Origin of the sequence: Streptomyces sp. 840.1 (genome assembly GCF_003751445.1) — a bacterium.
Classification (GTDB): domain Bacteria; phylum Actinomycetota; class Actinomycetes; order Streptomycetales; family Streptomycetaceae; genus Streptomyces.
In genome coordinates this window covers 1087863-1102879 of record NZ_RJUU01000003.1, presented here as the reverse complement: position 1 = coordinate 1102879, position 15017 = coordinate 1087863, and the positions used below count along the sequence as shown (strand labels likewise).

The 15017-nt window shown below is 72.3% G+C and carries 11 protein-coding genes; 5 read left to right on the top strand and 6 right to left on the bottom strand.

Annotated features, from left to right (window positions below; all coding sequences use genetic code 11):
- Positions 1–213: 213 nt before the first annotated feature.
- Positions 214–1017: a GNAT family N-acetyltransferase gene (locus EDD93_RS37255; RefSeq protein ID WP_123531067.1), complete on the bottom strand. Its 804-nt coding sequence runs from the start codon at positions 1015–1017 to the stop codon at positions 214–216.
- Between the two features lie 175 nt (positions 1018–1192).
- On the opposite strand from EDD93_RS37255, the gene EDD93_RS37250 reads away from it, so the two are divergent.
- Positions 1193–1963, top strand: a complete 771-nt coding sequence (locus tag EDD93_RS37250) for a restriction endonuclease (RefSeq protein ID WP_398906417.1) — start codon at positions 1193–1195, stop codon at positions 1961–1963.
- A 26-nt stretch (positions 1964–1989) separates the two neighbouring features.
- Here EDD93_RS37250 and EDD93_RS37245 read toward each other — a convergent pair whose 3' ends face one another.
- Complete coding sequence (locus tag EDD93_RS37245; protein WP_123531659.1) at positions 1990–2805, bottom strand: TetR family transcriptional regulator; 816 nt, start codon at positions 2803–2805, stop codon at positions 1990–1992.
- A 91-nt stretch (positions 2806–2896) separates the two neighbouring features.
- Positions 2897–4678 (bottom strand): 3-hydroxyacyl-CoA dehydrogenase family protein, encoded by a 1782-nt coding sequence (locus EDD93_RS37240; RefSeq protein ID WP_123531065.1) that lies wholly within the window; start codon positions 4676–4678, stop codon positions 2897–2899.
- 366 nt (positions 4679–5044) lie between these two features.
- Between EDD93_RS37240 and EDD93_RS37235 the strand changes: the two genes are divergently transcribed.
- A complete protein-coding gene (locus EDD93_RS37235) occupies positions 5045–5617 on the top strand; it encodes an adenylosuccinate lyase (protein ID WP_123531063.1) in 573 nt (190 codons plus the stop codon).
- Between the two features lie 12 nt (positions 5618–5629).
- Here the strand turns inward: EDD93_RS37235 and EDD93_RS37230 are convergent, their stop codons facing one another.
- From EDD93_RS37230 to EDD93_RS37220, 3 genes are all read right to left on the bottom strand, one after another.
- Positions 5630–6142, bottom strand: coding sequence for a GNAT family N-acetyltransferase (locus EDD93_RS37230; RefSeq protein ID WP_123531658.1), 513 nt, complete (start codon positions 6140–6142; stop codon positions 5630–5632).
- Positions 6143–6242: 100 nt separating this feature from the next.
- Complete coding sequence (locus EDD93_RS37225; RefSeq protein ID WP_123531061.1) at positions 6243–7835, bottom strand: alpha/beta hydrolase; 1593 nt, start codon at positions 7833–7835, stop codon at positions 6243–6245.
- A gap of 149 nt (positions 7836–7984) precedes the next feature.
- Positions 7985–9043: an Rv2578c family radical SAM protein gene (locus EDD93_RS37220; RefSeq protein WP_123531059.1), complete on the bottom strand. Its 1059-nt coding sequence runs from the start codon at positions 9041–9043 to the stop codon at positions 7985–7987.
- Between the two features lie 149 nt (positions 9044–9192).
- Between EDD93_RS37220 and EDD93_RS37215 the strand changes: the two genes are divergently transcribed.
- The 3 genes from EDD93_RS37215 to EDD93_RS37205 all read left to right on the top strand — a co-directional run bounded on the left by EDD93_RS37215 (position 9193) and on the right by EDD93_RS37205 (position 14911).
- Positions 9193–9666, top strand: coding sequence for an SRPBCC family protein (locus EDD93_RS37215; protein ID WP_123531057.1), 474 nt, complete (start codon positions 9193–9195; stop codon positions 9664–9666).
- 187 nt (positions 9667–9853) lie between these two features.
- Positions 9854–12301 (top strand): MFS transporter, encoded by a 2448-nt coding sequence (locus tag EDD93_RS37210; RefSeq protein ID WP_123531055.1) that lies wholly within the window; start codon positions 9854–9856, stop codon positions 12299–12301.
- A 159-nt stretch (positions 12302–12460) separates the two neighbouring features.
- Entirely contained in the window at positions 12461–14911 is a 2451-nt protein-coding gene (locus EDD93_RS37205) for a SpoIIE family protein phosphatase (protein WP_123531053.1), read from the top strand.
- Positions 14912–15017: the final 106 nt, after the last annotated feature.

Here is a 15017-nt window from a genome sequence, read left to right as displayed (position 1 = left end):
ACGCAGGCGTCCGGGCACGCAGGCACCTGGCTTGCGGGGACAGCCGGCGTACGTGAGGTCTCAGCACGCCGGCCGCCCGGACGACTTCAACGTATGGCACTCCGTGACAGCTGGCAAGGCACTGGGTGCCAGCAATTTCCCTCAATTGTCGTCCGGGTGCCACGCATGAGCAACACGAGGGGCGTTTTGGTGCGGTGTGCCCCGTTGGGCCTGTCAGGAGGCGGGGCGGTAGACGTACGGCGTCGTGGTGGTCAGGGCCGTGAAGCCGAGGCGCTGCAGGATCGGGCGGCTCTGCTCGGTCGCGTCGACCTGGAGATACCGGAAGCCGCGCTCCGCGGCGATCCGGGCCCGGAAGGCGATCAGTGCCCGGTAGACGCCCCTGCCGCGCCAGGCCTCGACCGTGCCGCCGCCCCACAGCCCGGCGAACCCGGTGCCGGGGTACAGCTCCATCCGGGCCGAGCTCACCGGCTCCTCACCCGCCATCGCGAGCACCCCCACGAAATGGTCCGGGTCCTCCTTGAGCCGGGCCAGCACCTGGTGGCGCAACCGGGTCCAGTCCGAGCCGAACGCCTGCTCGTGGGCCCGAGCCATCAGTTCCACATCGGCCTCGTCACGCACGGTGCGCAGCCGGACGCCGTCGGGGAGCACGACCTCCGTGGGCAGCTCCGCGACCTGCGCGACCAGCAGGGTCTCGGGCTCCTCCGCCTCGAACCCGGCGGCCCGCAGTCTGGCCCCCAGATCGGCCGGGCGGTCGTGCCCGTACAGCTTCCACTCGAACTCCTCGTACCCGCGCCCCACGCAGTGGGCCACCTGGGCGGCGATCGCCGCGTCGGCCCGCGCGGCGTCCAGGTCCGGGGAGGACCACACGACCCCGTTCCAGTCGTGGGCCGCGCCGGACTGGCGTACGACGTCGCCGGTGCGCTCGACGCGGACACCGGGGCCGTCGGGCCGGGCGAGCTCGCGCATCTCCCGGTCGAAGGCGGCGAGCAGGGAGCCATGGTCCTGGTTCTGGGTCATCCGCTCACCCCAGCATCGCGCCGGGGAGCGGGCAACCGCATTTCACGGCCGTTGGATCCGGCCCGCCGGGGCAGACGGCAGACATGAATGATCTTGGAAGAGGCATATCGGGGCGGCGCGCATGACGGTACCGGTACGAAGGCGGGGCCCCGGCGGTTCCCCGAAGGCCTTCAGCGTGCGCACGACCGCCGGCGGATTCGGGGCCGTGGCCCTGCTGATCTGCGGCGCAGGACTGATGGTGCGCATCGCCTGGGAGGGGGTGCTCAGGCATCCGGCCGCCGTCGTGCCGGCCGCCGCGCTCATCGCGGCGGGCGTGCTCCTCGGGTATCGCCGCCGTACGCGTCTTCGCCCGCGCGGCAGGCCGGGTCCGCTCTCCGAGGCCGTGCAGGAGCTCTTCGACCCGCCTCAGGAGCCCGTGAGCTCCCCGGGCCCGGATTCCCGGCCCCTGGATGACGACGGCATGGCGCGCACGGCGGTCCTGCCGGAACCGGTGCTGGAACCGGTGCTGGAGCCAGTACTGGAACCGGTTCCGGAACAGGAGTGGGAACCCGCCGGGCCCGAGGAGGAGGCGCAGGAGGCCCTGGACGCCGACGGGTTCGAGGACGCGATAGCCGCGCTCTGCGAGCGGGACGGCTGCGTTGACGTGCAGGTCGTCGGCGGAGCGGGCGACCTGGGGGCCGATGTGCTCGCGACCGCCCCCGACGGGCGCCGCCTGGTCGTTCAGTGCAAGTACTACGGGCCGGACAACAAGGTCGGCTCACAGGACCTCCAGCGATTCGGCGGAACCTGCTACGCCGTGCACGAGGCCGAGATCGCAGTCTGCGTCACCACCAGCGCCTACACCACCCCGGCCCTGGATTACGCGGAGCAGTGCGCGATCGTCTGCGTGGACGGCGAGGCGCTCGCGGCCTGGAACGACGGGACCGCACCGCCGCCCTGGTGCTGAGGCCGCCGGGAGCCCGGCGGCGCCGCTCAGCGCTCCTTGAGCGCCTGCTGGATCGTGCGCATCACTTCGTCCAGCGGCGCGTCCGTACGCGCCACGGCGACCAGCACCTCGCCCTCGGCGCTCACCGAGGCGGCGGGCGGCTTCGCCGGCTCGGTGCCCGCCGTGCGGCCCGCGCCGATCCCGGTGCCGAAGGTGTCCCGGACGATGGCGAACGCGTGGTCCAGCTGCGCCTCCACGTCGCCCTGGCCGTCCACCCGCAGCCACCGGCGCAGCACGTGGTTGTGGGCGGTGACCACGGCGGACGCCGCGACCTCCGCCAGCAGCGGGTCGTCGTTGCCGACGTGGTGGTCGCGCTCGTCGAAGTGGCCCAGCAGATAGCGCGTGAACAGCCGCTCGTAGCGGGCCACCGAGGCGATCTCGGCCTCCCGCAGGGTGGGCACCTCGCGGGTCAGCTTGTAGCGGGCCACCGAGACCGCCGGCTTCGCCGCGTACATCTTCATGACTTCCTTGATGCCCCGGCAGACCGTGTCGAGCGGGTGCTCGTGCGCCGGGGCGGCGTTCAGGACCGCCTCGGCGCGTACGAGGGTGTCGTCGTGGTCCGGGAAGATGGCCTCTTCCTTGGAACGGAAGTGCCGGAAGAAGGTGCGCCTGGCGACGCCTGCGGCGCCCGCGATCTCGTCGACCGTCGTCGCCTCGTACCCCTTCGTGGCGAAGAGCTCCATCGCCGCGGCGGCCAGTTCACGGCGCATTTTGAGCCGTTGGGCGGCGGCCCGCGTGCCCGCGGCACTTTCCGGGGCGTCGGGCGCGGCGGACACACGGGGGGACCTGGCGGGCTGGGGCATGGTGTGAACGTACTGCATCGGTGCGGGTGAGTGCGCCTGTGGGGGCGGGCCGCCCGGAGGACCGAGCAGCCCGCCCCAGCCGCCGGACCCGTCAGCGGCGGGCATATTCGCGGAAGCCGCGCCCCGTCTTGCGGCCGAGGCAGCCGGCGGCCACCAGATGCTCCAGCAGCGGCGCCGGGGCGAGCCCCGGATCGCGGAACTCGCTGTGCAGCACCTTCTCGATGGCGAGCGAGACATCCAGGCCCACCACGTCCAGGAGCTCGAACGGGCCCATCGGATAGCCGCCGCCCAGCTTCATCGCGGCGTCGATGTCGTCCAGGGTCGCGTAGTGCTCCTCGACCATCTTGATCGCGTTGTTGAGGTACGGGAACAGCAGCGCGTTCACGATGAAGCCCGCGCGGTCCCCGCAGTCCACCGGGTGCTTGCGCACCCGCACGCAGACCTCGCGGACCGTGGCGTGCACCTCGTCCGCGGTGAGCACCGTACGGACCACCTCGACCAGCTTCATCGCGGGCGCCGGGTTGAAGAAGTGCATCCCGATGACGTCCTGCGGCCGCGAGGTGGCCCGCGCGATCGAGACCACGGGCAGTGACGAGGTTGTGGTGGCGAGCACCGCGCCCGGCCTGCACACCTTGTCCAGCATGGCGAACAACTGCTGCTTGACCAGCAGGTCCTCGGCCACGGCCTCGACGGCGAGATCGACCTCGGCGAACGCGTCCAGCGACCCGGCCGCCGTGATCCGGGCCAGCGTCTCCTCCCGTGCCCCGGCCGTCAGCCGCCCCTTGGTGACGGACCGTTCGAGCGACTTCGCGATCCGGCCCTTCGCGGTCTCCGCCTTCTCCTGGCCGCGGGCGGCCAGGACCACGTCGTAGCCGGCCTTCGCGAACACCTCCGCGATCCCCGAGGCCATCGTCCCGGAGCCGGCGACGCCCACCGAGCGCACGGTCCGCCCGGCGCCCGGACCGCTGTCCGGCGACGGTGTCAGCGCGTCCGGGACCACGTCCTGGCTGCCCGGCTCCGTGTACGTGTAGAAGCCCCGGCCCGCCTTGCGGCCGGTCAGCCCGGCCTCGCTGAGCTGGCCGAGGATCGGCGCGGGAGCGTGCAGCCGGTCGTGCGAGGCGCTGTACATCGCCTCCAGGACGGTACGGGCGGTGTCGACGCCGATCAGGTCCAGCAGGGCGAGCGGGCCCATCGGCAGCCCGCAGCCCAGCTTCATCGCCGCGTCGATGTCCTCGCGCGAGGCGTAGTTCGCCTCGTACATCGCCGCGGCCTGGTTCAGATAGCCGAACAGCAGCCCGTCGGCCACGAAGCCCGGACGGTCACCGACCGCGACCGGCTCCTTGCCCAGGTGGCGGGCGAGCTCCGTGACTGCCGCGACGGCCGTCGGCGCGGTCAGCACGGACGAGACCACCTCGACCAGCTTCATCGCGGGCGCCGGGTTGAAGAAGTGCAGGCCCAGCACGCGCTCCGGGTGCCGGGACTCGGCGGCGAGCCGGGTCACCGACAGGGCGTTGGTGCCCGTCGCGAGGATCGCGGTGGGCGGGACGACCGCGTCGAGATCCCGGAACACCTGCTGCTTGATCTCGTAGGACTCGGGCACGACCTCGATGACCAGCTCCGCCTCCGCGGCGGCCCGGACGTCGGAGAAGGTGCGGAACCGGGCGAGGATGTCGCGCCGCTCCTCCTCGGTGATCCGCTGGCGCCGCACCGCGCGGGCGGTGGAGGCCTCCAGGGCGGCGACGGCCTGGCGGGCGGCCGCGTCGTCGACGTCGATACCGATGACCTCGCGGCCGGAACGGGCGAGGACCTCGGCGATGCCGGTGCCCATCGTGCCGAGGCCGACGACGGCGATGGTGCTGAGAGGGATGTCCATCACGGGACTCCAGGGATGAGTGACGACTGAGGGACGCACGGCGGGCGGCCGATGAGAGAGCCGGAAAGGGCCTGGCCGGGCACGGCGTGCGGGAGTTGTCTGTCGTGGTGCTCGCGTCCGGGCGTGAAGGGCACGTCCGGACCGGAAAGGGGCGGCGGACCCTGTCCCGGGGTCACGCCTCAGCTGCCGAACCGACATCCACTCCGGGTGGCTGCGTCACCAGGCCACCGGAGCCGGCGGGGGAGTGTCCCGCTCACATGAGGTTAACCGGCGAGTAACGAGCGCGCCAGCCCTGGATTGTTGTGGTCCCGCTCACATTCGACACACCCTCCGGCACGCTGCGTGTCCACCGATACGCTGACGGTCATGGACGAGGAGCTGCGGTCGCTGACACACCGGCTGGCCGAGGAGGCCGGGGAGTCGGCGGCCTACCACCGCCTGATCGCCACCGAGGACGACGAGGAGCTGGCGCAGGTCCTCATCGAGCGCGAACGCCCGCTGTGGGCACGGGAGATCGCGGCGTTCCGGCTGGGCTGCGGCGGCGACCGGCGGGCGTTCGAGACCCTGGTGCTGCTGCTCAACCACCGTGACCCGGAGCGCTGCGCCGGCGCGGCACACGCCCTGGCCCGCCTCGGTGACCCGCGCACCCCGCGCGCAGCCGCCGCGCTCGCCACCAACACCCTGCGCACCGCTTACGCGTTGTACCCGGTCCGGCTGCTCGGTGAACTGCGCGCCCCGGAGTCCGTACCGGCGCTGATGACCACCCTGCGCGGGCTCCTCGGGCCGGACGAGCCGCACTGGCGGGTGGCCCTCGCCTGCGTCGAGGGGCTGGGCCTGCTCGGCGACGGGCGGGCCCGCCCGGTCCTGGAGGCCGCCGTGGCGCACCCCCGGCTGGGCGACGCGGCGGGGGAGGCGCTCAGCCGGCTGCCGGCGCCCTGACAACCTGCGGCGTCAGCGCCCCCCGGACCCGTCGAGCGGGCGTACGTAGCGCACTTCCGGCACGAGCACGCCGGCCACCTCGAAGGCTTCCGCCGCGCCGTCCGGCCGGAAGCCCGCGCGTGCGTAGAAGCGGCGCGCCGGCGCGTTCTCCCTGAGCACCCAGAGTGCGAGATCCGGGTGTCCGGCCGAGGCGGCGCGCGCCAGCACCTCGGACATCAGGGCCCGCCCGACGCCTGTCCCCGTCAGCTCCGGCAGCACGTAGATCGCGTACAGCTCACCGCGTGCGAGCCGTGCGCCGTTCTCGCGGTACGGGCCGTACGCCGCCCAGCCGATGACGCCGAGGTCCGTCCGCTCGGCCACCACGTTGACGACCTCGTTGGCCTCGGCGAAGAAGCCGCGGCGCCGCTCCGCGTCCCCTGCGACGCTCATCGCGTCCAGATGCGCCTGCGGCATCAGCCCGGCGTAGGCGCTGCGCCAGCCGCGCACCCGGACCGCCGCCACGGCCTCGCAGTCCTCGATGGTCATGTCCCGGATCAGCAGTTCGGGGGCGTGCGCCGGAGTGGGTCGGGTGTTCACCCGCCCATCCTCGCGCACGCCCCCGGCGGGGAACGGAAGTTTCGGCCCGTCAGCCCCGGAAGCCGGGCATCCCGTGCAGCGCACGGCCCCGGGCCCCGGCGACCGCGCGGTCCGCCGCCTTCGCGCTCTTGTCTGTCGAGGGCTCCGGGTCCGGCGACTTGGCGCAGACCGCGTCCACATCACCACCCTTCCCGCGCGGCACGGTGCCCTTGGCGAGGTAGTCCGCCAGGTACTTGTCCAGGCAGTCGTTGCCGCTCAGCGTGACGCCGTGGTTGCCGCCGCCCTGCTCGACGACCAGGCTGGACCCGTGGAGCTTGCGGTGCAGGGTGACCCCGCCCTCGTACGGTGTGGCCGCGTCGTCCGTGGCCTGGAAGAGCAGCGCGGGCGGCAGGGAGCGGTTGGTGACCCGGACCGGGTTCAGCGGCGCCACCGGCCAGTCGGCGCACGGCGCGTTGTACCAGGTGTTGCTCCACGCCATGAAGGGCGCTTTGGCGTGCACCCGCCAGGTGTCATTGCGCCAGACGTTCCAGTCGCGCGGCCACTGGGCGTCACGGCACTGTACGGCGGTGTAGACGGAGTACCCGTTGTCGCCCTCCGCGTCGACCGCGCCGAACCGCTCGTACGCCTTGACCAGCGTCTTCTCGTCCTTGTGGTTCACGTAACCGGCGAACGCCTCGGCCAGTGCGGGCCAGTAGCCGTTGTAGTAGCCGCCCGGCAGGAACGTGTCGTCCAGCTCGCTCGCGCCGACCTTCCCGCCCGCCGGATGCTTCTTGACCGCGTCCCGCATCCGGTACCAGGCCGCCTCGACCTTCGCGGGGTCGCCGCCCAGGCCGTACGTGCTGCGGTACTTCGCCACCCAGGCCATGAACGCCTTGTGGCGGGTGTCGAACGCGTAGTCCTGGCTCAGGTTGTCGTCGTACCAGATGCCGGTCGGGTCGACGTTCGAGTCGAGCACCAGGCGTCGCACGCGGTCCGGGAACAGCTTGGCGTACACCGAGCCCAGGTAGGTGCCGTAGGAGTACCCGAGGTAGTTGAGCCGGTCCGCGCCGGCCGCCCGGCGGATCACATCGAGGTCCTTGGCCGCGCTGACCGTGTCCATGTACGGCAGCAGGTCCGGGTACTTCTTGCCGCAGGCGGCCGCGAACGACCGGGCGCGCTCCCGGTTGACCCGCTCGGCGCCCAGGGACGTGGGCACCGAGTCCGGCCGGACCGGGTCGGAGTACTTCGGCACGCAGTCCAGGGCGGGCCGGCTTTTGCCCACGCCGCGCGGGTCGAAGCCGATCACGTCGTACTGGGCGGCCACCGTCTTCGGCAGCGAGGCGGCGACGAAACCGGCCATCGACAGTCCGCTGCCGCCGGGGCCGCCGGGGTTCACCAGCAGCGGGCCCTGGAAGGTCTTCGAGGTGTGCGGGACCCGGGTCAGGGCGAGGGTGACCTTCCGGCCCGACGGGTCGTCGTGGTCGAGCGGGGCGCTCACCGACGAGCACTGGAGCGTCGGGGACGACTTGGTGGCGCAGCCGGTCCACTTGAGCGCCGCGACGCGCTGTGCGCCGGTGTCGGCGGCCGCCGGGGACGGGACCGCGGTCACCAGACCGGCGACCGTCGCCCCGACGGCGAACAGAATTCCTGAACGTTTCGTCATATGGCCTCCCGTGGTGGGGGGAACACGGCTGCCGTGACGGCAGCCCCCGCCGGATGCTCCCCGTATTCCGGAGCGGAAGGACCTGTTCTGCCGAGAGATGACCCGTTTGCCGTGCGCGCTCCAGGCGCGCCCCGGCCATGGCGGCCTGCTCAGAGGAGGGTCAGCTGGGTGGGCCCGGGGGCGTCCGGCGAGGCTTGCGGCTCGCCACGCCCGGGGAGGGCGCGGGGGGTGGTGCGGTGCGAGGGCCCGATGCCGTACTCGGCCGCCAGCTCGTGCACCTGGCGTGTGACGCGGCGCTGGTACCAGGTGGGCGCGTACGCCCCGTTCGCGTACAGGCGCTCGTAACGTCCCACCAGCTCGGGGTGGTGCCGGCCGAGCCACTCCATGAACCACTCGCGCGCGCCGGGGCGCAGGTGCAGGACGAGCGGGGTCACCGAGGTCGCGCCGGCGGCGGCGATCGCGCGCACGGTCGCCCGCAGCTGCTCCGGCCGGTCCCCGAGGAAGGGGATGACCGGCGCCATCAGGACCCCGCAGCCGATGCCGTGCTCGCCGAGGGCGCGTACGACGTCCAGGCGGCGCTCGGGGGAGGGAGTGCCGGGCTCCACGGTGCGCCACAGCTCGGCGTCGACGAAGCCGACGGAGACCGAGACGCCCACCTCGGTGACCTCGGCCGCCTGCCGCAGCAGCTCCAGGTCGCGCAGGATCAGCGTGCCCTTGGTCAGGATGGAGAACGGGTTCGCGTGGTCGCGCAGGGCGGCGAGGATGCCGGGCATCAGCCGGTAGCGGCCCTCGGCCCGCTGGTAGCAGTCGACGTTGGTCCCCATCGCTATGTGCGCTCCGTGCCAGCGCGGCGAGGCGAGTTCGCGGCGTACCAGTTCCGGGGCGTTGACCTTGACGACGATCTGGGAGTCGAAGCCGAGTCCGGTGTCGAGGTCCAGATAGCTGTGGGTCCTGCGGGCGAAGCAGTAGACGCAGGCGTGGGAGCAGCCTCGGTAGGGGTTCACCGTCCACTCGAAGGGCATCCGGGACGCGCCGGGCACCCGGTTCACGACCGAGCGGGCCCGGACCTCGTGGAAGGTGATGCCCCGGAACTCAGGGGTGTCGAAGGTGCGCGTCGTCACCGCGTCCGCGGCGAAGAGCGCGGCGGTACGGCCGGCGGTGTTCTCTGCGGGTTGGGCGGGGTTTTCTGCCAGATTGTCCCAGCGCATGGACGCCTCCTAGGTAGCACTGACCAGAGAATAGAACACTTGTTCCCTTGATCGTTTCCTCCCCTTCGTCCCCGGCCGGATTTTGAGCCGGGTGCCGGAGGTGGTTGGCTCAGCACACCCCCGAACAACCGAGTGCTGGAGGAACAGCCATGGCGCAGGTCGAGGCCACGACAGAGCGGATCATCGCGGCGGACCCGGAAGCGGTGTTCGACGCGCTGGCCGACTACAAGGACGTCCGCGGCAAGGTGCTGCCCGGCCAGTTCAGCGAGTACGAGGTGCGTGAGGGCGGCGACGGCGAGGGCACCCTCGTGCACTGGAAGCTCCAGGCCACCAGCAAGCGGGTGCGCGACTGCCTGCTGGAGGTCAGCGAGCCGGCAGGGGGCCCCTCGCACGCCGCAGGCTATGGGGGCGGACAGCTCGTGGAGAAGGACCGCAACTCCTCGATGGTCACCACCTGGACCGTGACCCCGGCCGGCGAGGGCAGCTCCAAGGTGGTCGTCTCGACTGTGTGGAACGGCGCCGGCGGCATCGGCGGGTTCTTCGAGAAGACCTTCGCGCCCAAGGGACTTGGCCGCATCTACGACGAGCTGCTGCAGAATCTCGCCACCGAGGTGGAGAAGTAGCTCCCCGTCCCGCTTTCCGGCCTCACCGGTTCGGGTGGTCTTTCCGCCCGGCCGGTTGTGCGCCGTAGTGGCTCTCACCGGGGGCTAAGCCCTCCGAGTGCGCCGTCAGCGCCCCCCGCCGCGTTTGCCCTCCCTTATATCGCAATGCGAGAAATGGGCGGCGCAGATGCGACGAGGGGAGCGGCACGTGGTGGGTGGGATCACTCTGGTGAAGGACGAGCCCGACGGTCCGGGCGACACCGTGACGTTGCCGGTGTCCGAACCGCCCCCACCGCCGCCCGCGCCACCCACTCCACCCGCGCCGGTCATGCCCGCGGGCCACGAGACGGACCCGCGCCGCATCCGGCTGATCTTCATCGGGCTGATGCTCACGCTGCTGCTCGCGGCGCTCGACCAGATGATCGTGGCCACCGCGCTCCCGAAGATCGTCGGTGAGCTGCACGGCCTGGAGAAGATGTCCTGGGCGGTCACCGCCTATCTGCTCGCCTCCACCATCGGGCTCCCGGTCTACGGAAAGCTCGGCGACCTCTTCGGCCGCAAGGGCGTCTTCCAGTTCGCGATCGTCGTCTTCGTCATCGGCTCCGCGCTGGCCGGCTGGTCACGCACCATGGACGAACTGATCGCCTTCCGCGCCCTCCAGGGCGTCGGCGGCGGCGGGCTGATGATCGGCGTCCAGGCGATCATCGCGGACGTGGTGCCGCCCCGGGAGCGCGGCCGGTTCATGGGGCTCATCGGTGCGGCCTTCGGACTCGCCTCCGTGGCGGGCCCGTTGCTCGGCGGCTTCTTCACCGACCACGCCTCCTGGCGCTGGTGCTTCTACATCAACATCCCGTTCGGCGTGGTCACCTTCGCCGTCATCACCGTCGTGCTGAAGCTCCCGAAGCCCACGGTCCGGCCCCGGCTCGACATCCTCGGCGCCCTGCTGCTGGCCGCCGCCTCCACCTGTCTGGTGCTGCTGACCAGCTGGGGCGGTACGGAGTACGCCTGGGGCTCGCGCACCATCCTGGGGCTCGCCGCCGGGGCCGCCGGAACGACCCTGCTCTTCATCGCCGTCGAGCACCGTGCGCCCGAACCGATCATTCCGCTGCGGCTGTTCCGCGACTCGATCTTCAACGTCAGCGCACTCGTCGGGGCGGTCGTCGGGGTCGCCCTGTTCGGTGCGGCCAGTTATCTGCCGACCTTCCTGCAGATGGTCGACGGGGCCACCGCCACCGAGTCCGGCCTGCTGATGCTCCCGATGATGGGCGGCATCGTCGCCGCGTCGGTCGTCTCCGGCCAGCTGATCTCCCGCACCGGCAAGTACCGCGTCTACCCGATCGCCGGCAGCGCGCTGGCGGCGGTGGGCATGTGGCTGCTGTCCCGGCTGGAGACGGACACCCCGCGGCTGGAGTACAGCTTCTCGCAGGCGGTGCTCGGTCTCGGGATCGGGCTGATCATGCCGGTGCTGGTGCTCGCCGTGCAGAACTCCGTACGCCCCGCCGACCTCGGCACCGCCACCAGTGCCAACAACTACTTCCGGCAGATCGGCGGCAGCGTCGGCGCCGCCGTGTTCGGCACGCTCTTCGCCGGGCGCCTGGCCGACGCGCTCGCGGTCCGGCTGCCGTCGGGAGCCGGGCTGCCCGACCCCGAGTCGATCACCCCGCAGCTGGTCCACGCCATGGACCCGGTGCTGCGCGACAGCTATATCCAGGCATACGCCGACGCGATGCCCAGGATCTTCCTCTACCTCGTGCCGGTCCTCGTGCTCGGCCTGTTCTTCGCCTTCTTCCTCAAGGAGAAACCGCTGGTGTCCCACCACAGCCCCGAAACCGCAGCCGAGCCCGCGACGATCCCCTCCGCCCGCACCGACCCCGGCCCCCAGCCCGCCGGTCACCTCTCCGGGGTGCCCGTCCGCGGCAGCGTCCAGCACCCCGACGGCACCAAGGTCCCGCACGCCGCCCTCACCCTCATCGACGTCCAGGGCCAGCAGGTCGGCAGGGGCGCCAGCGGTGACGAGGGGCGGTACGCGCTGAGCGTCCCCGGCGCCGGCTCGTACGTCCTCATCGCCGCCGCAGGGGGCCACCAGCCGCAGGCGGTCAGCGTCACCGTGGGCGAGCGGCCCGTGGAGCTCGACGTGGTGCTCGGCGGGGCGGGCCGGCTGGCGGGGACGGTCCTGACGGCGGACGGCGTTCCGGTGCGGGACGCGGCCGTCACACTCACCGACGTACGCGGCGAGGTGGTCTCCTCGACCCGCAGCGGGCGCGAGGGCGGCTACGTCATCTCCGAACTGGTGGCGGGCGAGTACACCCTCGCGGCCAGCGCCCCCGCGTTCCGGCCCGCCGCGCTGCCGGTCAGTGTGCAGGCGGCCCGGGAGACCAGGCAGGACATCGAACTGGCCGGCGGCGCCGTGCTGCGCGGCGTCGTGCGCGCCAGCGGCGGGCGGCTCGTCGAGGACGCCAGGGTCACGCTGCTGGACGCGGCCGGCAATGTCGTCGACACCCTGACCACCGGTCCCGACGGGGCCTTCCGGTTCGTCGACCTGTCCACCGGCGAGTACACGGTCATCGCCGCCGGCTATCCGCCGGTGGCCACGGTCCTCCAGGTCGCGGGCGGCGGGCGCACCGAACGGGACCTCCAGCTGGGCCACGAGGACTGACCCGGCGGCAGCACCGGTGAAGGTTGTGCGCCCCTCTTTCACGCGGGGCGCACCACCTTCGTGGGTGATTCCGTCGATGACCGGCGGGCGCCGGTCACGGCCCCGTACGGTGGAGCCACGTACCGCAGAACCTTGCGGTGGGGAAGGAGCCTTCCACCCATGGACCTCGGTGTGCCGCAGCACAGGACACCACAACCGCGAGACGCCGCGGCGGGCCGTGTGCCGCTCGCAGTGGTCGTCGTCGACGCGGACGGACTCGTATCGCACTGGTCGTCCGGTGCCCGAAAGCTCTTCGGTGTCGCCCGGGACGACGCGGTCGGCTGCCCGGCCGGTGAACTGCTTCCGGTCACCGGGGCGTTGCGGGAGCGGGCCGAGCCGTCGCGCGACGCGATGTACGCCGAGTTCGGCCCCGAGCTCGACAGCTCCCTCACCGGCACCGCCGCCTACCCGACGGCGGGACGGGCCCGGGTGGACAAACCGGCCCGAGGCCGGATCGAGGTCCTGTGGTGGGCCTATCCGCTCGTCGGTCCCGGCCCCGAGCGGCTGCTCGTGCTCGCCGCGGACTCCGCGCAGGTGCGCGGCGGCGAGGCGGGGGAGAGCGGGGGCGCCGAGACGGTCGCACCCGGATTCGCCCTGCACACCGACTTCCCCGGCTACCGGGAGCTGTCCGGGCGGCTGCCCGAGATCCTGCCCAGCATGAGCGTCCACGAGGCCACCCGGATCGTCTCCCAGGTACTCGAACTCGGCTACCCCGTGCTGGAGTTCAGCCGTCACGACCGGATCCCGGTGACCCCCGACTGGGGCGTGCCGCAGCGCGCGGGAAGCCAGGGGGCCGAGGCCTTGCCCCGCACCTCGGAGGGGCAGCTCGCGCCGCGTGCGGTGCCCCGTCCCGAGCTGGACCTCGAATACGCGGCGGTCCGCGAGCGGCTGGAGTTCCTCAACGAGGTCAGCGGCCGAATCGGTTCCTCGCTCGACCTCGAACGCACCATCCGCGAGGTCACCAGCGCCGCCGTGCCCCGCTTCACCGACTTCGCGGGTACGCACCTGCGCGCCGCGGTCCTCGCCGGCGAGGGCTTCCCGGACGGCCCGCCCGACGTCACGACGGTCTGGCACCGGGTCTGGGTCGAGCACAACGACGAACCCGGCCGCTGGGACGACACCGTGCCGGTGGGCGAGGCCATCGCCTTCCCGGAACACACCCCGTTCTTCCAGTGCATGGTCACCGGCGAGCCGGTCATCATCCCTTACGTCAGTGAGGAGTTGAGCAACCGGATCTCGGGCGAGTTCGAGAAGCGCGACCTGCGCCCGCTGATCACGCACCGCTCCCTGCTCATCGTGCCGCTCAAGGCCCGCGACGTGGTGCTCGGATTCATGGTCCTGATGCGGCGCCCCGGCCGGGAGCCCTTCGACGACATGGACCGCACCACCGGCGCCGAACTGGCCGCCAGGGCGGGGCTCGTACTCGACAACGCCCGCATGTACACCTACCAGGAGAACGTCGCCGAGACCCTCCAGGACAGCATGCTGCCCCAGGTCGAGCCGCGCATGGCCGGCTGCGACATCGCCACCCGCTACCTGCCCGGCGCCCGGCTCGGCAGGGTCGGCGGCGACTGGTTCGACTCGGTGAAACTTCCCGGCTCCCGGACCGCGCTCGTCGTGGGCGACGTGATGGGACACGGCCTCAACTCGGCCGCGATGATGGGGCAGTTGCGTACCGCCGTACTGACCATGGCCACCATGGAGATGCCGCCCGCACAGTTGCTGCGCAATCTGGACGACCTGGCCCAGCGCCTCGGTGAGCAGTATCTGGCCACCTGCCTCTACGCGGTGTACGACCCGATCCGCTCCGAGCTCCAGATCGCCAACGCCGGGCACATCCCGCCGGTCCTCGTCCACGCCGAGGACGGCCGGGCCGAGCTGCTCGACCTGCCGACCGGCGCCCCGATCGGGGTCGGCGGGGTCGCCTTCGCCACCGCGACCGTGCGGGTCCTGCCGGGCGACCGCCTGGTGCTCTGCACCGACGGGCTCGTGGAGGTGCGCGGCCAGGACATCGGTGCCGGTCTCGCCGCGCTCTGCGCCTCCGCCGCCCACCCCGCCGCGTCCATGGACGACGCCTGCGACACGATCATCCGCGCGCTCAATCCCAGCGACGGCCGCAAGGACGACGTCGCACTGCTGATGGCCCGGCTCAACGGCATCCCCGACGACGACGTGGTGGAGTGGCAACTCGCCCTGGACCCGCGCGAGGTGGCGCGTGCCCGCCGGATGGTGCGGGGCAAGCTGCTCGACTGGGAGCTGCCCGGCGCGGTGGAGGCGGCCGAGCTGATGGTCAGCGAGCTGGTCACCAACGCGGTGAAGCACGGCCGCACCCACCACATCGGGCTCCGGCTGGTCCGCACCGGCGCGCTGCTCTGCGAGGTCAGCGACGACGAGCCCGCCCCGGCCGCGCTCCTCGACGCCACCGCCGACGACGAGTTCGGCCGAGGGCTCGTCCTGGTGAGCGGCCTGGCCCGGGAATGGGGCAGCAGCACCACGGCCCGGGGCAAGACCGTCTGGTTCGAGCTGGCGCTCTCCCGTCGGCTGCCCGGCCCCCGGCGCGGCGGCGGGTGACCGCAGCCGAACGGGCCCGCTTCGGGCGGCTTCTCGCGTGCGCGCCCTTGCCCTGATCAGCCGGGCAAGGTACTCCCTTGTTGTGCAAGGTGCCTCGGCGTGACGG

Bases quoted from the DNA above. Each gene is read 5' to 3' on its own strand.
- EDD93_RS37255 (WP_123531067.1), bottom strand. From the start codon at position 1,017: ATGACCCAGAACCAGGACCATGGCTCCCTGCTCGCCGCCTTCGACCGG.
- EDD93_RS37245 (WP_123531659.1), bottom strand. From the start codon at position 2,805: ATGCCCCAGCCCGCCAGGTCCCCCCGTGTGTCCGCCGCGCCCGACGCC.
- EDD93_RS37240 (WP_123531065.1), bottom strand. From the start codon at position 4,678: ATGGACATCCCTCTCAGCACCATCGCCGTCGTCGGCCTCGGCACGATG.
- EDD93_RS37235 (WP_123531063.1), top strand. From the start codon at position 5,045: ATGGACGAGGAGCTGCGGTCGCTGACACACCGGCTGGCCGAGGAGGCC.
- EDD93_RS37230 (WP_123531658.1), bottom strand. From the start codon at position 6,142: ATGACCATCGAGGACTGCGAGGCCGTGGCGGCGGTCCGGGTGCGCGGC.
- EDD93_RS37225 (WP_123531061.1), bottom strand. From the start codon at position 7,835: ATGACGAAACGTTCAGGAATTCTGTTCGCCGTCGGGGCGACGGTCGCC.
- EDD93_RS37220 (WP_123531059.1), bottom strand. From the start codon at position 9,043: ATGCGCTGGGACAATCTGGCAGAAAACCCCGCCCAACCCGCAGAGAAC.
- EDD93_RS37215 (WP_123531057.1), top strand. From the start codon at position 9,193: ATGGCGCAGGTCGAGGCCACGACAGAGCGGATCATCGCGGCGGACCCG.
- EDD93_RS37205 (WP_123531053.1), top strand. From the start codon at position 12,461: ATGGACCTCGGTGTGCCGCAGCACAGGACACCACAACCGCGAGACGCC.